This is a genomic window from Streptomyces cirratus, assembly GCF_014650775.1.
Classification (GTDB): Bacteria; Actinomycetota; Actinomycetes; order Streptomycetales; family Streptomycetaceae; genus Streptomyces; species Streptomyces cirratus.
Window position 1 is genome coordinate 149,022 of record NZ_BMVP01000009.1, and the last position, 15,659, is coordinate 164,680.

Consider the following 15,659-nt stretch of genomic DNA (forward strand, 5'->3'; position numbering starts at 1 on the left):
CGTCCAGTAGTCCGTCCAGTGGTCGATGCACGAAGGGAGGCCCCCGCCGGATCCGGCGGGGGCCTCCCTTCGTGCATCGACAGGGTCCGGTCTAGGAAAGCTTCGCCTTGACGACGGCGGCGACGCGGCCGCCCTCCGCCAGCCCGGCGACCTTCGGGTTCACGATCTTCATGACGGCGCCCATGGCCCGCGGCCCCTCGGCCCCGGCGGCCTTCGCCTCCGCGACGGCCTGCTCGACGATCTCGCCGAGCTCCTCGTCCGTGAGCTGCTTGGGCAGGTACCTGTCCAGGAACGCACCCTCCTCGAGCTCCCGCGCGGCCGACTCGGCGCGACCACCCTGGCTGAACGCCTCCGCGGCCTCGCGGCGCTTCTTCGCCTCCTTGGCGATCACCTTGAGGACTTCGTCGTCGGAGAGCACGCGCGCTTCCTTGCCCGCGACCTCCTCCTTGGTGATGGCGGCGAGGGTCAGTCGCAGCGTGGACGAGCTGAGCTCGTCGCGCGCCTTGATGGCAGCGGTGAGGTCTTCCTGGAGCTTGGCCTTGAGCGTGGTCATGCCCCGAGTCTGCCAGGTGCGGCGGCGCATGCGCCCGCCGGTTTTCCGCGGGGGTGACGCGGGGTGCGACGATGGGGTCATGCGTGCGCGTTACGGAGTACCTCTGAAGGTCACCGCCGGTATCGCGGCGGTGGGGGCCGCGGGTGTGGCCTATGCCGCCGGATTCGAGGCCCGGTCGTTCCGGCTGCGCCGGGTGACGGTTCCCGTCCTCCCCGCCGGCATGCGGCCCCTGCGGATCCTGCAGGTGTCGGACATCCACATGGTGGGCGGGCAGCGCAAGAAGCGCGCCTGGCTCCAGTCGCTCGCGGGGCTGCGCCCGGACTTCGTGGTGAACACGGGCGACAACCTCTCCGACACGGAGGGCGTGCCGGAGGTACTGGACGCCCTGGGGCCGCTGATGTCCTTCCCCGGGGCGTACGTCTTCGGCTCGAACGACTACTACGGTCCCCGGCTTCGCAATCCCGGCCGCTACCTGATCGAGAAGGCGCAGGGCCGGCACGGGCTGAACGGCAACAAGCCGGTCGTCGGCGCCGTCCACAACCCGTGGGAGGAGATGCGGGACGCCTTCGACGCAGCCGGCTGGCTGAACCTGACCAACACGCGGGCGCGGATGAAGCTGGACGGGCTGGAGATCGCCTTCACCGGCCTGGACGACCCGCACATCAAGCGGGACCGCTACGAGATGGTCGCGGGCGGTCCGGAGGCGGACGCCGACTTCTCGATGGCGGTGGTCCACGCCCCGTACCTGCGCGTCCTCGAAGCGTTCACCGCCGACCGCTACCCGCTGATCCTGGCCGGCCACACGCACGGCGGGCAGCTGTGCGTCCCGTTCTACGGGGCGCTGGTGACCAACTGCGACCTGGACACCGGCCGGGTCAAGGGCCTGTCCACGCACACGGCGAACGGCAACCGCGCGTACCTCCACGTCTCGGCGGGCTGCGGCACCAACCGCTTCACCCCGGTCCGCTTCGCCTGCCCCCCGGAGGCCACCCTCCTGACCCTGACGCCGGCCCACCCCGCCTGACGGCCCGCGACCGCCCCGCGAAAACCGGATTTCGTCTCCGGCCGAGGGTCCGCTAAAGTAATCGATGTCGCCAGGACAGCACACGCTGCACGGGTGACGATCGGGGTGTAGCGCAGCTTGGCAGCGCGCTTCGTTCGGGACGAAGAGGTCGTGGGTTCAAATCCCGCCACCCCGACGCTGTAAGACAGGAAGGGCTTGATCCGCAATGCGGATCAAGCCCTTCCTGCGTTTCCGGGCGATGATCAGCCGGGGAGGGCGCGGCAGGGACGTGGAGATCACCGGCCTGAGCGGGCCGCGGCGCTCACCTGCACGGGAAGCTCGCCGGCGGAGGCCGGGGAGACGTACACCGGCTGCCTTGAGGCCGACCCCGTAGCGGCCTCAAGGCGGTGGTCCGGTGGTCAGCCGGTGGGTTCGGCCCTGGGGTACGGGGACGCGCAGTCGGCGGGCCGGGGTGAGGCCGCGGGCCCGGGGGGCGGGCTCGGCGCACGCCACCGGGATCGCCGGGTCAGGTGCGGTGGTCCAGTGGGTTCGCCGCGATGCGGCCCTCCGCTCCGCCCGCCACGTACGCCGCTGCCGCGCAGTCCGGCTTGCGCTCCGCCTGGTCCTCGACCAGCGTCAGGAACGCCTTGCCGAAGCCGAGGCGCGGGTACTCCGCGAGGAGTTCGGCGAGGAACGGTTCGGGGAAGTCCCCCACCCGCAGCCCCGACACGTCTGCGCTCGTACCCACCTGGAGGAGGTGGCTCTCCACGTCCTGCGCGGCCGTGACGTCGTCCCGCATGTGCAGGACGATCACCTCTTCCACCCGCGCCCGCCGGGCCGCCGGCCAGCCCAGGCCCGCCGTCAGGACACGCGCGACGTGGCCGCCCGCCTCCTCGAACGGCAGCGTGTGGCTGTCGAACGGGGCGGTCAGGCCGAGGTCGTGCAGCAGCGCGCTGACGTAGAAGAGTTCGGCGTCATGGGTCAGGTCGTGCCGGCGCGCGTACCACGCCCCGAAGGCGTACGAACGGACGGAGTGGTGCAGCAGGGTCGCGTCCGCGTACTCGGACGCGACCTCCAGTGCGGCCCGCCCGGCATCGGAGTCAAAGGTCCACGTCATGGGCGCAGCGTAGGCCGTTCCCGTCGGACTGCCGTCCTACTTCCGGGTGAAGTCCACCTCCGTCGGGCCGGCTTCGCCCGGCCAGGACAGCAGGCGCGTCGGCGCGGGCGGGGTTTCGGCGAGGACGGTGCCGCGCGAGACGACGTAGCGGGGGCGGACCTGGCGGCGGAGGGCCTCCTCGGGGGAGTCGGCCGGCAGCAGCAGGAACGAGGCCGGAGCGCCCGCGGTGATGCCGTACTCCGTCCCGGACAGGCCGAGCACCCGCGCCGCACGGTCCGTCACCATCGAGAACGCCACCGGGATCTCGTCCGCGCCGGTCAGCTGGGCGGCGTACAGGCCGACCAGGGCGGTCTGCAGCGGGTTCGCGGTCCCGAGGGCGTTCCACGGGTCCATCACGTCGTCATGGCCGAAGGCCACGTTCACGCCCGCCGCCAGCATCTCCTTGACCTGGGTGAGGCCGCGCCGCTTGGGGTAGGCGTCGAAGCGGCCCTGGAGGTTGAGGTTGGCGAACGGGTTCGCGACCAGGTTGATCCCCGAACGCGCCAGCAGCCGCCGGAGTTTGAAGCTGTACCCGCCGCCGTAGGAACCCATCGCCGTCGTGTGGGAGGCCGTCGCCCGCTCCCGCAGGCCCGAGCGCAGCGCGAGCGTGGCCAGGACCTCCACGAAGCGGGACTGTTCGTCGTCGATCTCGTCGCAGTGCGCGTCGACGCGCAGTCCGTGCTCCTCGGCCAGCGCGAAGGCGGTTCCCAGCGAGGCGATCCCGTCTTCCCGGGTGTCCTCGAAGTGCGGGATCGCGCCGACGACGTCCGCCCCTCGCCGGACCGCCTCGCGCAGCAGGGCCCCGCCGTCCGGGAAGGAGACGATGCCCTCCTGCGGGAAGGCCACGATCTGGAGGGTCATGACGTCCCGCACCCGGTCGCGCACCTCCAGCAGCGCGTCCAGCGCGGTCAGCGCCGGATCGGTGGTGTCGCAGTGGGTCCGCACGTGCAGCACCCCCTGGGCGGCCTGCCAGCGCAGCACCTGCGTGGCCCGGGCGATCACGTCTTCGCGGGTCAGGGTCTTCTTGCGCTCGCTCCAGCAGGCGATGCCCTCCCAGAGGGTGCCGGACGCGTTGGGGCGCGGCTCGCCGGCGGTCAGGGCGGTGTCGAGGTGGATGTGCGGCTCGACGAAGGGGGGCGTGAGCAGCGCGCCGTGCGCCTCGATCAGCACACCGGTAGCCGGTGGTTCCTTCTGATCGTCGTACGGGATGACGCGCGCGATCCGTCCCTCCTCGGACACCTCCACGTCGGACAGGCCGTGTGCGTGCAGCAGCCGGGCACCCCGGACGATCATCCGCATGCCTGTCAGCCTAGGGCCGGCAGCCGTGCCGGGCCCGGGCTTCGTGCCTCGTGCCCCGCGATGTCGCGGCGACCGGCCGCCCGCCGGGGCCCCCCGCCCCTGCGGCCGCCCGTTCGGCCTACTCGGCATCCCGGCTCCCGGTACGGCAAGGTGGGGCCATGACCAGCGACACCCATGTGACCTCCGTACCGTCCCCCGAGATGCCGGACTGGGAGAAGCGTTTCCGGGCTCCGCGCGTCGGGCTGCCCGAATGGGCCGAGGACGCCCCGGACCGCTCGCTCTTCGTCTCCAACGCGACCGGAACCTACGAGCTCTACGCCTGGGACCGCGCCACCGGCGCCCAGCGCCAGGCCACGGACCGCCCCAACGGCACCACCGACGGCACCCTCTCCCCCGACGGCGAGTGGATCTGGTGGTTCTCCGACACCGACGGCGACGAGTTCGGCACCTGGGTGCGCCAGCCCTTCGCGGGCGGTCCCGACGAGCCGGCCACCCCCGGACTCGCGCCCTCCTACCCGGCCGGGCTGGCCATCGGCCGGGACGGCACGGCCGTCGTGGGCCGCTCCACCGACGAGGACGGCACCACCATCCACGTCGTACGGCCCGACGGGAGCGCCCCTGCGGTCATCTACCGGCACCGCGAGTCGGCGGGCGTCGGCGACCTGTCCCGGGACGGGACCCTGATCGCGATCGAGCACACCGAGCACGGCGACGCGATGCACTCGGCGCTGCGCGTGGTCACCCTCGACGGCACCACCGTCGCCGAGCTCGACGACTCCAAGGGCGGCACCGAGGAACTGGGCCTCGGCGTCCTCGGCTTCGCGCCGGTCGCCGGTGACACCCGGCTGCTCGTCGGGCACCAGCGGCGCGGCCGCTGGGAGCCGATGGTGTGGGACGTGGCGACCGGCGCCGAGGAGGAGCTGGCGATCGAGCTGCCGGGTGACGTGGGCGCCGAGTGGTACCCGGACGGGTCCGCGCTGCTGGTCCACCACGGTTTCGAGGCGCGCAGCGAGCTGTGGCGCTACGACCTGACCGCGCGGGGACTCGTACGGGTGGACACGCCGCCGGGGTCGGTCTCGGGTGCGACGGCCCGGCCGGACGGGACGGTGGAGTACCAGTGGTCATCGGCCGCCGAGCCGTCGGCGATCCGGTCCACGGCGGGCGGGGTCGTGCTCGACCCGCCCGGCTTCCGGCCCCCGGGCTCGGTTGCGGTGGAGGACGTGTGGGTGCAGGGCCCGGGCGGGCGCATCCACGCGCTGGCGCAGCGGCCCGTGGGCCACGGCGACGGCCCCTTCCCGACGATCTTCGAGGTCCACGGCGGGCCCACCTGGCACGACAGCGACGCGTTCGCCGCGACCCCGGCGGCCTGGCTGGACCACGGCTTCGCGGTCGTCCGCGTCAACTACCGCGGCTCGACCGGGTACGGGCGGGAGTGGACCGACGCCCTCAAGCACCGCGTCGGCCTGATCGAGCTGGAGGACATCGCGGCGGTCCGCGAGTGGGCCGTCGGCAGCGGCCTCGCCGACCCGCAGCGGCTCGTCCTGTCGGGCGGCTCCTGGGGCGGATACCTGACGCTGCTGGGCCTGGGCACGCAGCCCGACGCCTGGGCGGTGGGCCTGGCCGCCGTGCCGGTCGCGGACTACGTGACGGCGTACCACGACGAGATGGAGGCGCTGAAGTCCTTGGACCGCACCCTCTTCGGCGGTACGCCCGAGGAGGTGCCGGAGCGCTTCGAGGCGTCTTCGCCGCTGACGTACGTGGACGCGGTGAAGGCCCCCGTCCACATCGCGGCGGGCGTGAACGACCCGCGCTGCCCGATCCGGCAGATCGACAACTACGTGGAGCGGCTCGCGGCGCGCGGGGCGGTGCACGAGGTGTACCGGTACGACGCGGGGCACGGCTCGCTCGTGGTGGAGGAGCGGATCAAGCAGGTCCGGATGGATCTGGAGTTCGCCCTCAAGCACCTTCCCGCCTGACCCGGCACCGGTGATCCGGTGCGCCCCCCGTACCGTGGTGGGGTGCACCGGTTTCTCCTGACCCCGCGCTGGTGGGGGATCAACGTCTTCGTCGCGCTCGCCATCCCCTTTTGCCTGTTCATGGGGACCTGGCAGCTCGGCCGCTTCGAGGACCGCGTCGGCGACCACCGGGAAGCCACCGGCCGGCAGGGCGCCGTCCAGGCCGCCGCGCCCCTGGATTCGCTGCTCCCGGTGGACAAGAAGACCTCCGGAAGGCTGGCTTCCGCGGCCGGGGTATACGGGGAGCAGCTGCTGGTTCCCGAGCGGGATCTCGACGGCAGGAGCGGCTTCTACGTCCTCAGCCTGCTCCGCACCGACTCCGGCAAGGCCCTCCCGGTGGTCCGGGGCTGGCTGCCGGGCGATGCGGACGCGGCGAGGGCACCGGCCGCGCCGGGTGGCCGGGTGCAGGTCACCGGAGCGCTCCAGGCGTCCGAGAACTCGGGGACGAAGGGCGTGCACGCGCAAGGCGGCCTGCCGGCCGGCCAGCTCGGGGTGATCGGCGCGGCGTCGCTGGTGAACCTGGTGCAGGAGCCGCTGTACGACGCGTGGCTGACCGTGCAGGCCCCGTCGGACGGGATGCTCGCGGTGCCCGCGAAGGCGCCGGACAACACCGGGCTCGACTTGAAGGCGTTCCAGAACCTCGGCTACACGGGCGAGTGGTTCGTGTTCGCCGCCTTCGTGCTGTTCATGTGGTTCCGCTTCTACCGGCGCGAGGTGGAGACCCTGCGGGACGCGCAGGCCGGTCTGGTGCCGCCGCAGGCGCGGCCGGCCGCTACGGCGACGGCCGCGTCAGGGGAATGACCCCCGTCCGGTAGACCGTGCCGCCGCAGGCCGCCGGGATCGTCGCCCGGGTCGTCGGGGCGCCCGCCGCCGGGGTGTGGGACACCTCGACCCCGGTGGGGGCCGGGGCGGTGGTGCCGCCCAGCGGGTCCGAGACCGCGGCCTGGCCGGTGGTGGCGCCCGCCCCGGCGGTGGCGCCGCGGTCGCCCTGTGCCGGCTTGGCCGACGGGCCGGCGGTGCCCGCGGGACAGGAGCGGTCCGAGGGGACCCAGGCGAACCGGACCTCGTACGCCGCGTTCGGCTGGAGCACGACCGACGGGGACTCCGCGGACGGGTCGGGGAGCAGCCCGCTCGCCGGATCGCCCGCGGTGTGGCCGACCACGGCGACCGCGGGGCTCTTCGCGGGCGGCGGGGAGTCGGCCGCGGGGGCCGCGGTCACGGTGTCCGGGCCGGCGGCGAGACAGCCCCGGTCCGAGACGTTGGTGACCTTGAAGCTGCCGTACACCGTTCCGTCGGCGCCGGGGGCGCGGGCGCCGCCCAGCACCCCGAGCTGCGCGGCGGTGCACTCCGGGAGGCCCCGCACCGCTCCGAGCGGGGGCAGCTGGGGGTTGCCGGTACCGGGGGTGCCGGCCGAGGTGCTGCCCGCCGTCGGGCCCGAGGCCGTTCCCCCGGGGGCGGAGCCGCTCGGGTGGGGGGCCGGGCCGGCGCCGGTGCCGCCCGGCTCGGGGTGACCGCCGGTGGGGCCCGTGGACTTGGAGTACGCCCCGGAGCCGTTCTGGTGCGGGTCGGAGGGGCCGCCCGTCCTGCCGCCCCGGGGCTCCCCGTGTCCGGCCATGGCCGGGTGTCCGGCGGCGCTGCTGCTCGCGGTGCCGGTGATGCGCAGGGCCGTCGGGACCGCGGCCCCGGCGAGGAGTACGGCCGCGGCCGCGCCGACGAGCGCGCGGCGCTTGCGGGTGCGGGTGCGGCGGGCGGGGACCGCGTGGCGCAGCCGCTCCAGGGCGTGCTCGGAGGGCTCCAGGTCCTGCACGGCCCCGCTGAGCAGGTGGCGCAGCCGCTGCTCGTCGAAGGCCTGGGGCGTGGTGTGGTCGTCCCTCATGACTGCGCAGCCTCCATCGCCACCCGCAGCGCGGCAATGCCCCGCGAACCGTACGCCTTCACCGAGCCGAGGGATACGCCGAGCGTCTCGGCGACCTGGGCTTCGGTCATGTCCGCGAAGTACCGCAGGACCAGTACCTCGCGCTGCCGTCGCTGGAGCCCCCGCATCGCCTTGATCAGGTCGTCGCGCTCCAGCTGGTCGTACGCGCCCTCTTCCGCGCTCGCCATGTCCGGCATGGGTTTCGAGAGGAGTTTCAGGCCGAGGATGCGGCGGCGCAGTGCGGAGCGGGAGAGGTTGACGACGGTCTGGCGGAGGTACGCCAGCGTCTTGTCGCGGTCCCGGACCCGGTTGCGGGCGGAGTGGACGCGTATGAAGGCCTCCTGGACGACGTCCTCGCAGGAGGCGGTGTCGTCCAGGAGCAGTGCGGCGAGCCCGAGGAGGGAGCGGTAGTGGGCCTGGTAGGTCTGGGTGAGGTGGTCGACGGTGGTGCCGGCGACGACCGCCTCGTCGAGGGGGGTCTCCACCGTTTCCCCCGCGGCCCGCGTGCTCCCGGCGGTTTCCGCACTGTCGCGGGGCGCGGGGACGCGGCCGCCACGGGTCGCCAGGGCCGCCGTCGGTACGCCGGCCGGCGGGACGGGAAGGATCATCGGGAGCCCGCCGGGCGCGGACGCCGGGGAGCGCCGGCGCGGCGGAGCGACACGTGCCGAAGCGACGTACGTCGGGGCGACGTGTGCCGGGGCGACGTGTGCCGGGGCGACGAGCGCCGCAGCGGTGCGTGCCGCGGCGCCGCGCGCCGGAGCGATGGTGAAGTCGAGCAATGCCTCTGCCACGCCCGTTGGACGCACTTCGCCCCGCCGGGGTTGTACGCGCCGGTCAGATGGGCCGACCATGTCCCCGTTGCCCTCATGCGCACCCGATCTTCCCGTTCGCCCCGTTTATCCAGGCGGCAGTCGGGCCATCACCTTGATCGAGGGATCGCCGACGATCCTACAAAGTGAACTACGCGAATTCACCCGCGATCAGTTCCGCGATCTGGGTCGCGTTCAGCGCCGCGCCCTTGCGCAGATTGTCCGCGCAGACGAAGAACTCCAGGGCCCGGTCGTCGTCGAGCGACGCCCTCACCCGGCCCACCCAGGCCGGATCCGTCCCGGCCGCGTCCACGGGCGTCGGGAACTCCCCCGCCGCCGGATCGTCCACGAGGACCACGCCGGGCGCCGTCTCCAGCGTCTTGCGGGCCTGCCCGGCGTCCACTTCGCGCTCGAACCGGGCCCGTACCGTCAGCGAATGCCCCTCCAGCACGGGAACCTGCACACAGGTCACCGCGATCGGCAGCTCCGGCAGTTCCAGGATCCGCCGGGTCTGCGACCGCACCGCCAGCTCGTGCGAGGACCAGCCGCCCTCGCGCAGCTCCCCGGACCAGGGCACCACGTTCAGCGCGAGCGGGGCCGCGAAGGGCCCCGTGTCCTCGCCCACGACCCGCCGTACGTCCCCGGGCTGCTCCCCGAGGGAGGTCCCGGCGACCAGCGAGAGCTGCCGGCGCAGTGCCTGCGTACCGGCCCGGCCCGCGGCGCTGGCGGCCTGGTAGGAGGAAACGGCCAGGTCGGCCAGCCCGTAGTCGGCGTGCAGCGCGCCCAGGGCGGCGATCATGGTGGCGGTCACGCAGTCGGGCCCCGCCACGATGCCGCGCGGCCGGACCCGTACGGCGTGCCCGTTCACCTCGGGCACCACCACCGGCACCTCGGGGTCCTCCCGGAAGGCCGCCGACTGGTCCACGGCCACGGCTCCGCGCGCCGTCACGGCGGGAGCCCACTGCGCGGAGACCCCGGGCGGGGTCAGGAACAGCGCCACGTCGCCCGCCCCGAGGCCGTCGAAGGCGTCCTCGCTCAGGGCGAGCACCTCCGTCTCCAGACCGCGCACGGCCACCATGCGGCCGGCGGAGCGCGGGGAGGCGATCAGGCGGATGTCGCCCCAGACGTCGGCGCGCTGGGACAGTATCCGCAGGACGACGGAGCCGACCGCTCCGGTCGCCCCGACCACGGCGAGCGCCGGGGCCGGGGCCGACCGGGTGCCGGTCATCGTCCGGTGCCTCCGTAGACGACGGCCTCGTCGCTGTCGGAGTCGAGGCCGAAGGCCGTGTGCACGGCGCGGACGGCCTCGTTGACGTCGTCCTGGCGGGTCACGACCGAGATCCGGATCTCGGAGGTCGAGATCAGCTCGATGTTGACGCCCGCGTCGGACAGCGCCTGGAAGAACGAGGCGGTGACGCCGGGGTTCGTCTTCATGCCGGCGCCGACCAGGGAGATCTTGCCGATCTGGTCGTCGTAGCGCAGCGAGTCGAAGCCGATCGCGCCCTTCGCCTTCTCCAGGGCGTCGATGGCCTTGTGGCCCTCGGCCTTGGGGAGGGTGAAGGAGATGTCCGTCAGCCCGGTCGAGGCGGCCGACACGTTCTGCACGATCATGTCGATGTTGATCTCGGCGTCCGCGATCGCGCGGAAGATCGCCGCGGCCTCGCCCGGCTTGTCCGGGACGCCGACGACCGTGATCTTGGCTTCGGAGACGTCGTGCGCGACTCCGGAGATGATGGCGTGCTCCACCGGCTCGTCCCCTTGCGGATTCTCGTTGCTGACCCAGGTGCCCGGCAGTCCGGAGAAGGACGAACGGACGTGGATCGGGATGTTGTAGCGGCGTGCGTACTCGACGCAGCGGTGCAGCAGCACCTTGGAACCGGAGGCCGCGAGCTCCAGCATGTCCTCGGACGAGATCCAGTCGATCTTCCGGGCCTTCTTCACGACGCGGGGGTCCGCGGTGAAGACGCCGTCGACATCGGTGTAGATCTCGCAGACCTCGGCGTCCAGCGCCGCGGCCAGCGCGACGGCGGTCGTGTCCGAGCCGCCGCGGCCGAGCGTGGTGATGTCCTTGCTGTCGGCCGAGACACCCTGGAAGCCGGCGACGATGGCGATGTTGCCCTCGTCCAGCGCGGTGCGGATACGGCCCGGCGTGACATCGATGATGCGCGCCTTGTTGTGGACCGAGTCGGTGATGACACCTGCCTGGCTGCCGGTGAACGACTGGGCCTCGTGGCCCAGGTTTTTGATCGCCATGGCCAGCAGGGCCATGGAGATCCGCTCTCCCGCCGTCAGCAGCATGTCGAACTCACGACCGGCGGGCATCGGGGATACCTGCTCGGCGAGATCGATCAACTCGTCCGTCGTGTCGCCCATCGCGGATACCACGACGACGACCTGGTGGCCGTCCTTCTTGGCATCCACGATCCGCTTGGCGACGCGCTTGATGCCCTCGGCATCGGCTACGGAGGAGCCTCCGTACTTCTGCACGACAAGGCCCACGTGCGCTCCTCGCTCAATCCAGTACTGCGGTCAGTCACGCAGTCTAACGAGCGACCGTAATCCGACCGGCACGTACCACATCATGAGATGTTGAGTTCATCTCAGGAACACCGCGGCGACGGCGTCAGGGAACCGGCCGGACCGGCCGCGGGCCGGCCCCGCGTCAGGCCTGGCTGCGCTGCGGAGCCCGTCCCATGCCGCCCAGTTCCTGCGCCATGACCTCGCCCGCCTGCTCCGCGAGGTCGTCCTCGGCGAGGTCCTCGTCGGTGTCCAGGCCGTCGAGGGCGTCCAGCGGCTGGTCGAGGCGCACGTGGGCCACCAGCGACTGGAGCGCGCGCAAGGTGGCCGAGGCCGTCGAACCCCAGTTGGAGAAGTAGGAGAACTGCCACCACCACAGCGCCTCGGTGGTCCGGCCCGCCCGGTAGTGGGCCAGGCCGTGCCGCAGGTCGGCGACGACGTCGGCGAGGTCGTCGGAGATCCGGTGCGCGACCGGAGCCTTGCGCGGCTCGTAGGGGTCGAAGACCTCCGAGTACACGTCGACCGGGTCGAGCATGTACGCGAACCGCTCGCGCAGCTCGTCCACATCCGGCTCCGGACCCAGGTCGGGCTCGTAGCGCTCGTCCGGCAGGACGTCCTGGTACGCACCCAGCCGACCGCCCGCCAGCAGCAGCTGCGAAACCTCCAGCAGGAGGAACGGCACCGCGCTGTCCGGGTCCTCGCCCTTGGCCACCTCGGTGACGGCGACGATGAAGGACTCGATCTGGTCCGCGATCTGGACGGCGAAGTCGTCCGGATCCTGGCCAATGGCGTGCAGCGTTGCGTCAGACATCGAGAAGTCGCCTTCCTTCAAAGGCCCGCCCGAGCGTGACCTCGTCCGCGTACTCCAGATCTCCCCCGACGGGGAGTCCGCTGGCCAGGCGGGTGACTTTCAGGCCCATCGGCTTGATCATGCGGGCGAGGTAGGTGGCGGTCGCCTCGCCCTCCAGATTCGGGTCGGTGGCGAGGATCAGCTCGGTGACCGTGCCGTCCGCGAGGCGCGCCAGCAGCTCGCGGATGCGCAGATCGTCCGGGCCGACGCCCTCGATCGGGCTGATGGCGCCTCCGAGGACGTGGTACTTCCCCCGGAACTCGCGCGTCCGCTCGATCGCGACCACGTCCTTGGGCTCCTCCACGACACAGATGACCGACGGGTCGCGGCGCGGATCGCGGCAGATCCCGCACCGCTCCTCCTGCGCCACGTTCCCGCACACCGCGCAGAACCGGACCTTGTCCTTCACTTCGAGCAGCGCGTGCGCGAGGCGGCGGACGTCGGTGGGCTCGGTCTGCAGGATGTGGAAGGCGATCCGCTGCGCGCTCTTGGGCCCGACGCCGGGCAGCCTGCCCAGTTCGTCGATCAGGTCCTGGACCACGCCTTCGTACAACGGACTGCCTTCTTTCGGGTTTCAGATGTGTTCGGGCTATGGATGTCTTGGGTGCCGGGGCTCCGGCTAGAACGGGAGGCCGGGGATCCCGCCGCCGCCGAAGCCCTGGGCCAGGGGGCCCAGCTTCTCCTGCTGGAGCGCCTGGGCGTTCTCGTTGGCCGCCTGGACCGCCGCGACCACCAGGTCCGCGAGGGTCTCGGTGTCCTCGGGGTCCACGGCCTTGGGGTCGATCACGAGGGCGCGCAGCTCACCGGAGCCGGTGACGGTCGCCTTGACCAGACCGCCGCCGGCCTGGCCCTCGACCTCGGCCTGCGCCAGGGCCTCCTGGGCCGCGGCGAGGTCCTGCTGCATCTTCTGGGCCTGCTGGAGCAGCTGCTGCATGTCGGGCTGGCCACCACCGGGAATCACAGGGCACTCACTCCATCACTGCGGAAGCTACGGATGCTTCTCAACGCTCGGTCAATCCGAGCCTACGTGGTCCCCGCGCACAGCGCCCTACGCCGTGAGGACCAACTCTTTCGAGTGAGAGAGCGGGGGTGCGCGCACCTGCTGGAGCCCTCCTTGTGAGCGGAAATCGCGGGATTCGTTGTCCATCGCGCGTCTTTCGAAGGTAGGAAGTGCATGCGCACCATTGCGCACACGCGCACCACCACACGTCAGCGCAGGCAGAGGGAGTGCCGGGTGAGCCAGCCGGAGATGCAGCCCGAGGGGCCACCCCGGGATCCCGCAGAGGACGGCGACCTGACCGGCCGGCCGTTTCCTCTCGGGGACTGGGGTGAGCCCGCCGAGCGGCTCGACGAGCTCTACCGGCGGGTCGAGGACGACGCCCTGCGCACCGCGGAGTGGTACCTGGCCGACCGGGCGTGGAAGCGGCGCGGCGCGCGCACCCTGCGGGTGGGGGCGGCCGCCGGCGCCGTGGTGGGTGCGTCGTTGCCGCTGATGGAGCTGACGGGCTCCGCCCCGGGGGCGGCCTCGTACGGCTACCTGTGCCTGCTGCTCGGCGCGGCCTGCCTGGCCTGCGACCGGTTCTTCGGGCTGACCTCCGGATGGATGCGGGACGTGGCCACGGCGCAGGCCGTGCAGCGCCGGCTCCAGAGCCTCCAGTTCGACTGGGCCTCGGAGAACGTGCGGGAGGTGCTCGGGCCGACCGAGGGCACGGCGAGCGAGGCGGCGGAGCGCTGCCTGACCGTCCTGCGGCGGTTCGCGGAGGACGTCACGGAGCTCGTGCGCTCGGAGACCGCGGACTGGATGGTCGAGTTCCGGGCCGGACCGGCCCCGCTGGTCATGCAGTCCCTGGGCTCCGCGGCCACCCGGCCGGACCCGGGCGTCCCCCCGGCCCGCTTCGCCCTTCCCCCGGGCACCCGGCCGAACATGCCGCGCCAGCGGCCCCCGGAGCAGCCCCGCTGAGGCCGGACCGGGGGCGACGCGGCACGGTCGGCGCGCTCAGCTGAAAATGATCATCGACCCTTGGCCGAGGCTCCGGGTCGCCGCCGCGTGCAGTCCGAGCCACACGTGCCGCTCCCGCGCGAAGGGACTGTCGTCGTAGGGGATCGGCCCCGCGGGCTCCTCCAGTGAGGTCGGGCGGCCCGGCGGCGCGGGGGCGGCCGGCGGGTTGCCCGGGTCTATCCCGATCGCGGGCGCCACGAAGGCCAGCTCCCGCAGCAGCCCCTGGGCGGAGCCCAGCGGTCCGCCCCCGGCCAGCAGTTCCTCGTTGGCCAGCGGAGCGGGGAAGTCCACCGGGACGTAGGCCCCCGCGTGGTCGTAGTGCCATACGAGGTGCGACTGCTGGGCCGTGGGCTCGAACATCTCCAGCAGCTGCTCGTAGTCACCGCCCAGCTCGTCCACCGGCGTCACCGGCAGCCCGCAGATCTGGAGCAGGTACGCCCGGCGCAGGAAGTGCAGGGCGTCGTAGTCGAAACCGGCCACCGGAGCGACGTCGCCGCTCAGGCCCGGCATGTAGGCGAACACGGGGACGGACGGCAGGCCCGCCTCGCCCAGCGCCTTGTCGTACGAGGCGATCTCTTCCGCGAAGGGGTTGTCGGGGCTGTGGCACAGCACGTCGACAAGGGGGACCAGCCACAGGTCACAGGCCACGCGGCCTCCGATCAGTCATTGCCGCCGATCGGGCCAGCGTAGTGCGCCGGACACGCTCCGCGAAGGGGTCGGCGGACACCGGCCCACGGGATGGCCGGAGGTCGGCGTACGGGATGGCCGGCGGCCGGCGGGCGGGGCGGCCGGCGGCCGGCGGGTCGGGGGCGGGGCGGCCGGGCGTCGCGACCCGGTGAACCTTCCCGGTCAGAGCCCTAGAGGCCGGCGGCCCAGTCCAGGCCGTGCTGGTCGTACGCGTGCACGATGCGGCGCGCCTCCTCGGCGTCCGCCCGCGTCACCGCGTCCACCAGCTCGCCGTGGCCGTCCCACAACGCCCGCCGTATCTCCGCCGCGGTCGCCCTCTGGAGGTGGGGTACGGAGAAAACCCAGCACTGGACCCGGATCCGGTGCAGGAACTCGGAGATGTACGTGTTCCCGACCAGCCCGCTCAGCTCCCGCCAGAACCGCAGGTCATAGCCGATCAGCACTTCGAGGGAACCGCTCTGCGCGGCCCGTCGCGCCTCCTCGGCCCGGCGCCGCACGGAGACCAGCCGCTCGCCCGAGCCGACCGCCATGCCGCGTTCGACGAGCCGGCGGAAGATCCCGTCCACGACCAGGGCGCGGGCCTCGATCATGCCCCGGTAGTCCTCGACGCTGTAGGTGCGCACCCGGAACCCGCGGTGCTGCACCGACTCCAGGAGGCCCTGGGCCGAGAGGTCCACCAGCGCCTCGCGCACCGGGGTCGCCGAGACCTCGTAGGTCTCGGCGATCTGCTTGACCGTGAACTCGGTGCCGGGTGGCAGGCGCGCCGCGAGCACCTCGTCGCGCAGCGCGTCCGCTATCTGCCGGCGAAGTGTGTTGCGGGTGACAGCTCCGCTGCCTGGCATAGGGGTCCGTCTCC

General features: G+C 72.7%; 16 protein-coding genes and 1 tRNA gene. 5 read left to right on the forward strand and 12 right to left on the reverse strand.

Annotated features, from left to right (window positions below; translation table 11 throughout):
* Positions 1 to 91: 91 nt before the first annotated feature.
* Complete coding sequence (locus tag IE207_RS22215) at positions 92 to 553, reverse strand: GatB/YqeY domain-containing protein (protein ID WP_190186030.1); 462 nt, start codon at positions 551 to 553, stop codon at positions 92 to 94.
* Positions 554 to 632: 79 nt separating this feature from the next.
* On the opposite strand from IE207_RS22215, the gene IE207_RS22220 reads away from it, so the two are divergent.
* Positions 633 to 1,577: a metallophosphoesterase gene (locus IE207_RS22220; RefSeq protein ID WP_190186031.1), complete on the forward strand. Its 945-nt coding sequence runs from the start codon at positions 633 to 635 to the stop codon at positions 1,575 to 1,577.
* 101 nt (positions 1,578 to 1,678) lie between these two features.
* Positions 1,679 to 1,752 (forward strand) — tRNA-Pro (locus tag IE207_RS22225).
* Between the two features lie 330 nt (positions 1,753 to 2,082).
* On the opposite strand, the gene IE207_RS22230 is transcribed toward IE207_RS22225, so the two are convergent.
* Both IE207_RS22230 and codA read right to left on the reverse strand, forming a co-directional pair.
* Positions 2,083 to 2,673, reverse strand: a complete 591-nt coding sequence (locus IE207_RS22230; RefSeq protein ID WP_190186032.1) for an HD domain-containing protein — start codon at positions 2,671 to 2,673, stop codon at positions 2,083 to 2,085.
* A 36-nt stretch (positions 2,674 to 2,709) separates the two neighbouring features.
* Entirely contained in the window at positions 2,710 to 4,011 is a 1,302-nt protein-coding gene (gene codA / locus IE207_RS22235) for a cytosine deaminase (protein ID WP_229873887.1), read from the reverse strand.
* Positions 4,012 to 4,169: 158 nt separating this feature from the next.
* Between codA and IE207_RS22240 the strand changes: the two genes are divergently transcribed.
* Positions 4,170 to 5,987, forward strand: a complete 1,818-nt coding sequence (locus IE207_RS22240; protein WP_190186033.1) for a S9 family peptidase — start codon at positions 4,170 to 4,172, stop codon at positions 5,985 to 5,987.
* Between the two features lie 42 nt (positions 5,988 to 6,029).
* Positions 6,030 to 6,827: an SURF1 family protein gene (locus tag IE207_RS22245; protein ID WP_190186034.1), complete on the forward strand. Its 798-nt coding sequence runs from the start codon at positions 6,030 to 6,032 to the stop codon at positions 6,825 to 6,827.
* On the opposite strand, the gene IE207_RS22250 is transcribed toward IE207_RS22245, so the two are convergent.
* The 7 genes from IE207_RS22250 to IE207_RS22280 all read right to left on the reverse strand — a co-directional run bounded on the left by IE207_RS22250 (position 6,799) and on the right by IE207_RS22280 (position 13,078).
* Positions 6,799 to 7,902: a hypothetical protein gene (locus IE207_RS22250; RefSeq protein WP_190186035.1), complete on the reverse strand. Its 1,104-nt coding sequence runs from the start codon at positions 7,900 to 7,902 to the stop codon at positions 6,799 to 6,801. The genes IE207_RS22245 and IE207_RS22250 overlap by 29 nt on opposite strands.
* Positions 7,899 to 8,732 carry a SigE family RNA polymerase sigma factor gene (locus IE207_RS22255; RefSeq protein ID WP_190186036.1) on the reverse strand — a complete coding sequence of 278 codons (834 nt, stop codon included), beginning with the start codon at positions 8,730 to 8,732 and terminating at the stop codon, positions 7,899 to 7,901. The genes IE207_RS22250 and IE207_RS22255 overlap by 4 nt, the downstream gene beginning before the upstream one ends.
* 169 nt (positions 8,733 to 8,901) lie before the next feature.
* Positions 8,902 to 9,978, reverse strand: coding sequence for an aspartate-semialdehyde dehydrogenase (locus IE207_RS22260; protein WP_190186037.1), 1,077 nt, complete (start codon positions 9,976 to 9,978; stop codon positions 8,902 to 8,904).
* The gene (locus tag IE207_RS22265) at positions 9,975 to 11,249 is read right to left on the reverse strand and encodes an aspartate kinase (protein WP_190186038.1); all 1,275 of its coding nucleotides are present in this window, start codon (positions 11,247 to 11,249) and stop codon (positions 9,975 to 9,977) included. The genes IE207_RS22260 and IE207_RS22265 overlap by 4 nt, the downstream gene beginning before the upstream one ends.
* A 163-nt stretch (positions 11,250 to 11,412) precedes the next feature.
* Positions 11,413 to 12,078 (reverse strand): DUF5063 domain-containing protein, encoded by a 666-nt coding sequence (locus tag IE207_RS22270; protein WP_190186039.1) that lies wholly within the window; start codon positions 12,076 to 12,078, stop codon positions 11,413 to 11,415.
* Positions 12,071 to 12,670 carry a recombination mediator RecR gene (recR, locus tag IE207_RS22275; protein ID WP_190186040.1) on the reverse strand — a complete coding sequence of 200 codons (600 nt, stop codon included), beginning with the start codon at positions 12,668 to 12,670 and terminating at the stop codon, positions 12,071 to 12,073. The genes IE207_RS22270 and recR overlap by 8 nt, the downstream gene beginning before the upstream one ends.
* A gap of 66 nt (positions 12,671 to 12,736) precedes the next feature.
* The gene (locus tag IE207_RS22280; protein WP_190186041.1) at positions 12,737 to 13,078 is read right to left on the reverse strand and encodes a YbaB/EbfC family nucleoid-associated protein; all 342 of its coding nucleotides are present in this window, start codon (positions 13,076 to 13,078) and stop codon (positions 12,737 to 12,739) included.
* 273 nt (positions 13,079 to 13,351) lie between these two features.
* On the opposite strand from IE207_RS22280, the gene IE207_RS22285 reads away from it, so the two are divergent.
* Complete coding sequence (locus IE207_RS22285; protein WP_190186042.1) at positions 13,352 to 14,077, forward strand: SLATT domain-containing protein; 726 nt, start codon at positions 13,352 to 13,354, stop codon at positions 14,075 to 14,077.
* 36 nt (positions 14,078 to 14,113) lie between these two features.
* Here IE207_RS22285 and IE207_RS22290 read toward each other — a convergent pair whose 3' ends face one another.
* Positions 14,114 to 14,764 carry a putative DNA-mimic protein gene (locus tag IE207_RS22290; RefSeq protein WP_190186043.1) on the reverse strand — a complete coding sequence of 217 codons (651 nt, stop codon included), beginning with the start codon at positions 14,762 to 14,764 and terminating at the stop codon, positions 14,114 to 14,116.
* A gap of 209 nt (positions 14,765 to 14,973) precedes the next feature.
* Complete coding sequence (locus IE207_RS22295) at positions 14,974 to 15,645, reverse strand: GntR family transcriptional regulator (protein ID WP_190186044.1); 672 nt, start codon at positions 15,643 to 15,645, stop codon at positions 14,974 to 14,976.
* Positions 15,646 to 15,659: the final 14 nt, after the last annotated feature.

What these genes read in the sequence shown, in the direction of transcription:
- IE207_RS22270 (WP_190186039.1), bottom strand. Translation starts at nt 12,078, where the DNA reads ATGTCTGACGCAACGCTGCACGCCATTGGCCAGGATCCGGACGACTTC.
- IE207_RS22215 (WP_190186030.1), bottom strand. Translation starts at nt 553, where the DNA reads ATGACCACGCTCAAGGCCAAGCTCCAGGAAGACCTCACCGCTGCCATC.
- IE207_RS22220 (WP_190186031.1), top strand. Translation starts at nt 633, where the DNA reads ATGCGTGCGCGTTACGGAGTACCTCTGAAGGTCACCGCCGGTATCGCG.
- IE207_RS22260 (WP_190186037.1), bottom strand. Translation starts at nt 9,978, where the DNA reads ATGACCGGCACCCGGTCGGCCCCGGCCCCGGCGCTCGCCGTGGTCGGG.
- IE207_RS22295 (WP_190186044.1), bottom strand. Translation starts at nt 15,645, where the DNA reads ATGCCAGGCAGCGGAGCTGTCACCCGCAACACACTTCGCCGGCAGATA.
- codA (WP_229873887.1), bottom strand. Translation starts at nt 4,011, where the DNA reads ATGCGGATGATCGTCCGGGGTGCCCGGCTGCTGCACGCACACGGCCTG.
- IE207_RS22250 (WP_190186035.1), bottom strand. Translation starts at nt 7,902, where the DNA reads ATGAGGGACGACCACACCACGCCCCAGGCCTTCGACGAGCAGCGGCTG.
- IE207_RS22230 (WP_190186032.1), bottom strand. Translation starts at nt 2,673, where the DNA reads ATGACGTGGACCTTTGACTCCGATGCCGGGCGGGCCGCACTGGAGGTC.
- IE207_RS22240 (WP_190186033.1), top strand. Translation starts at nt 4,170, where the DNA reads ATGACCAGCGACACCCATGTGACCTCCGTACCGTCCCCCGAGATGCCG.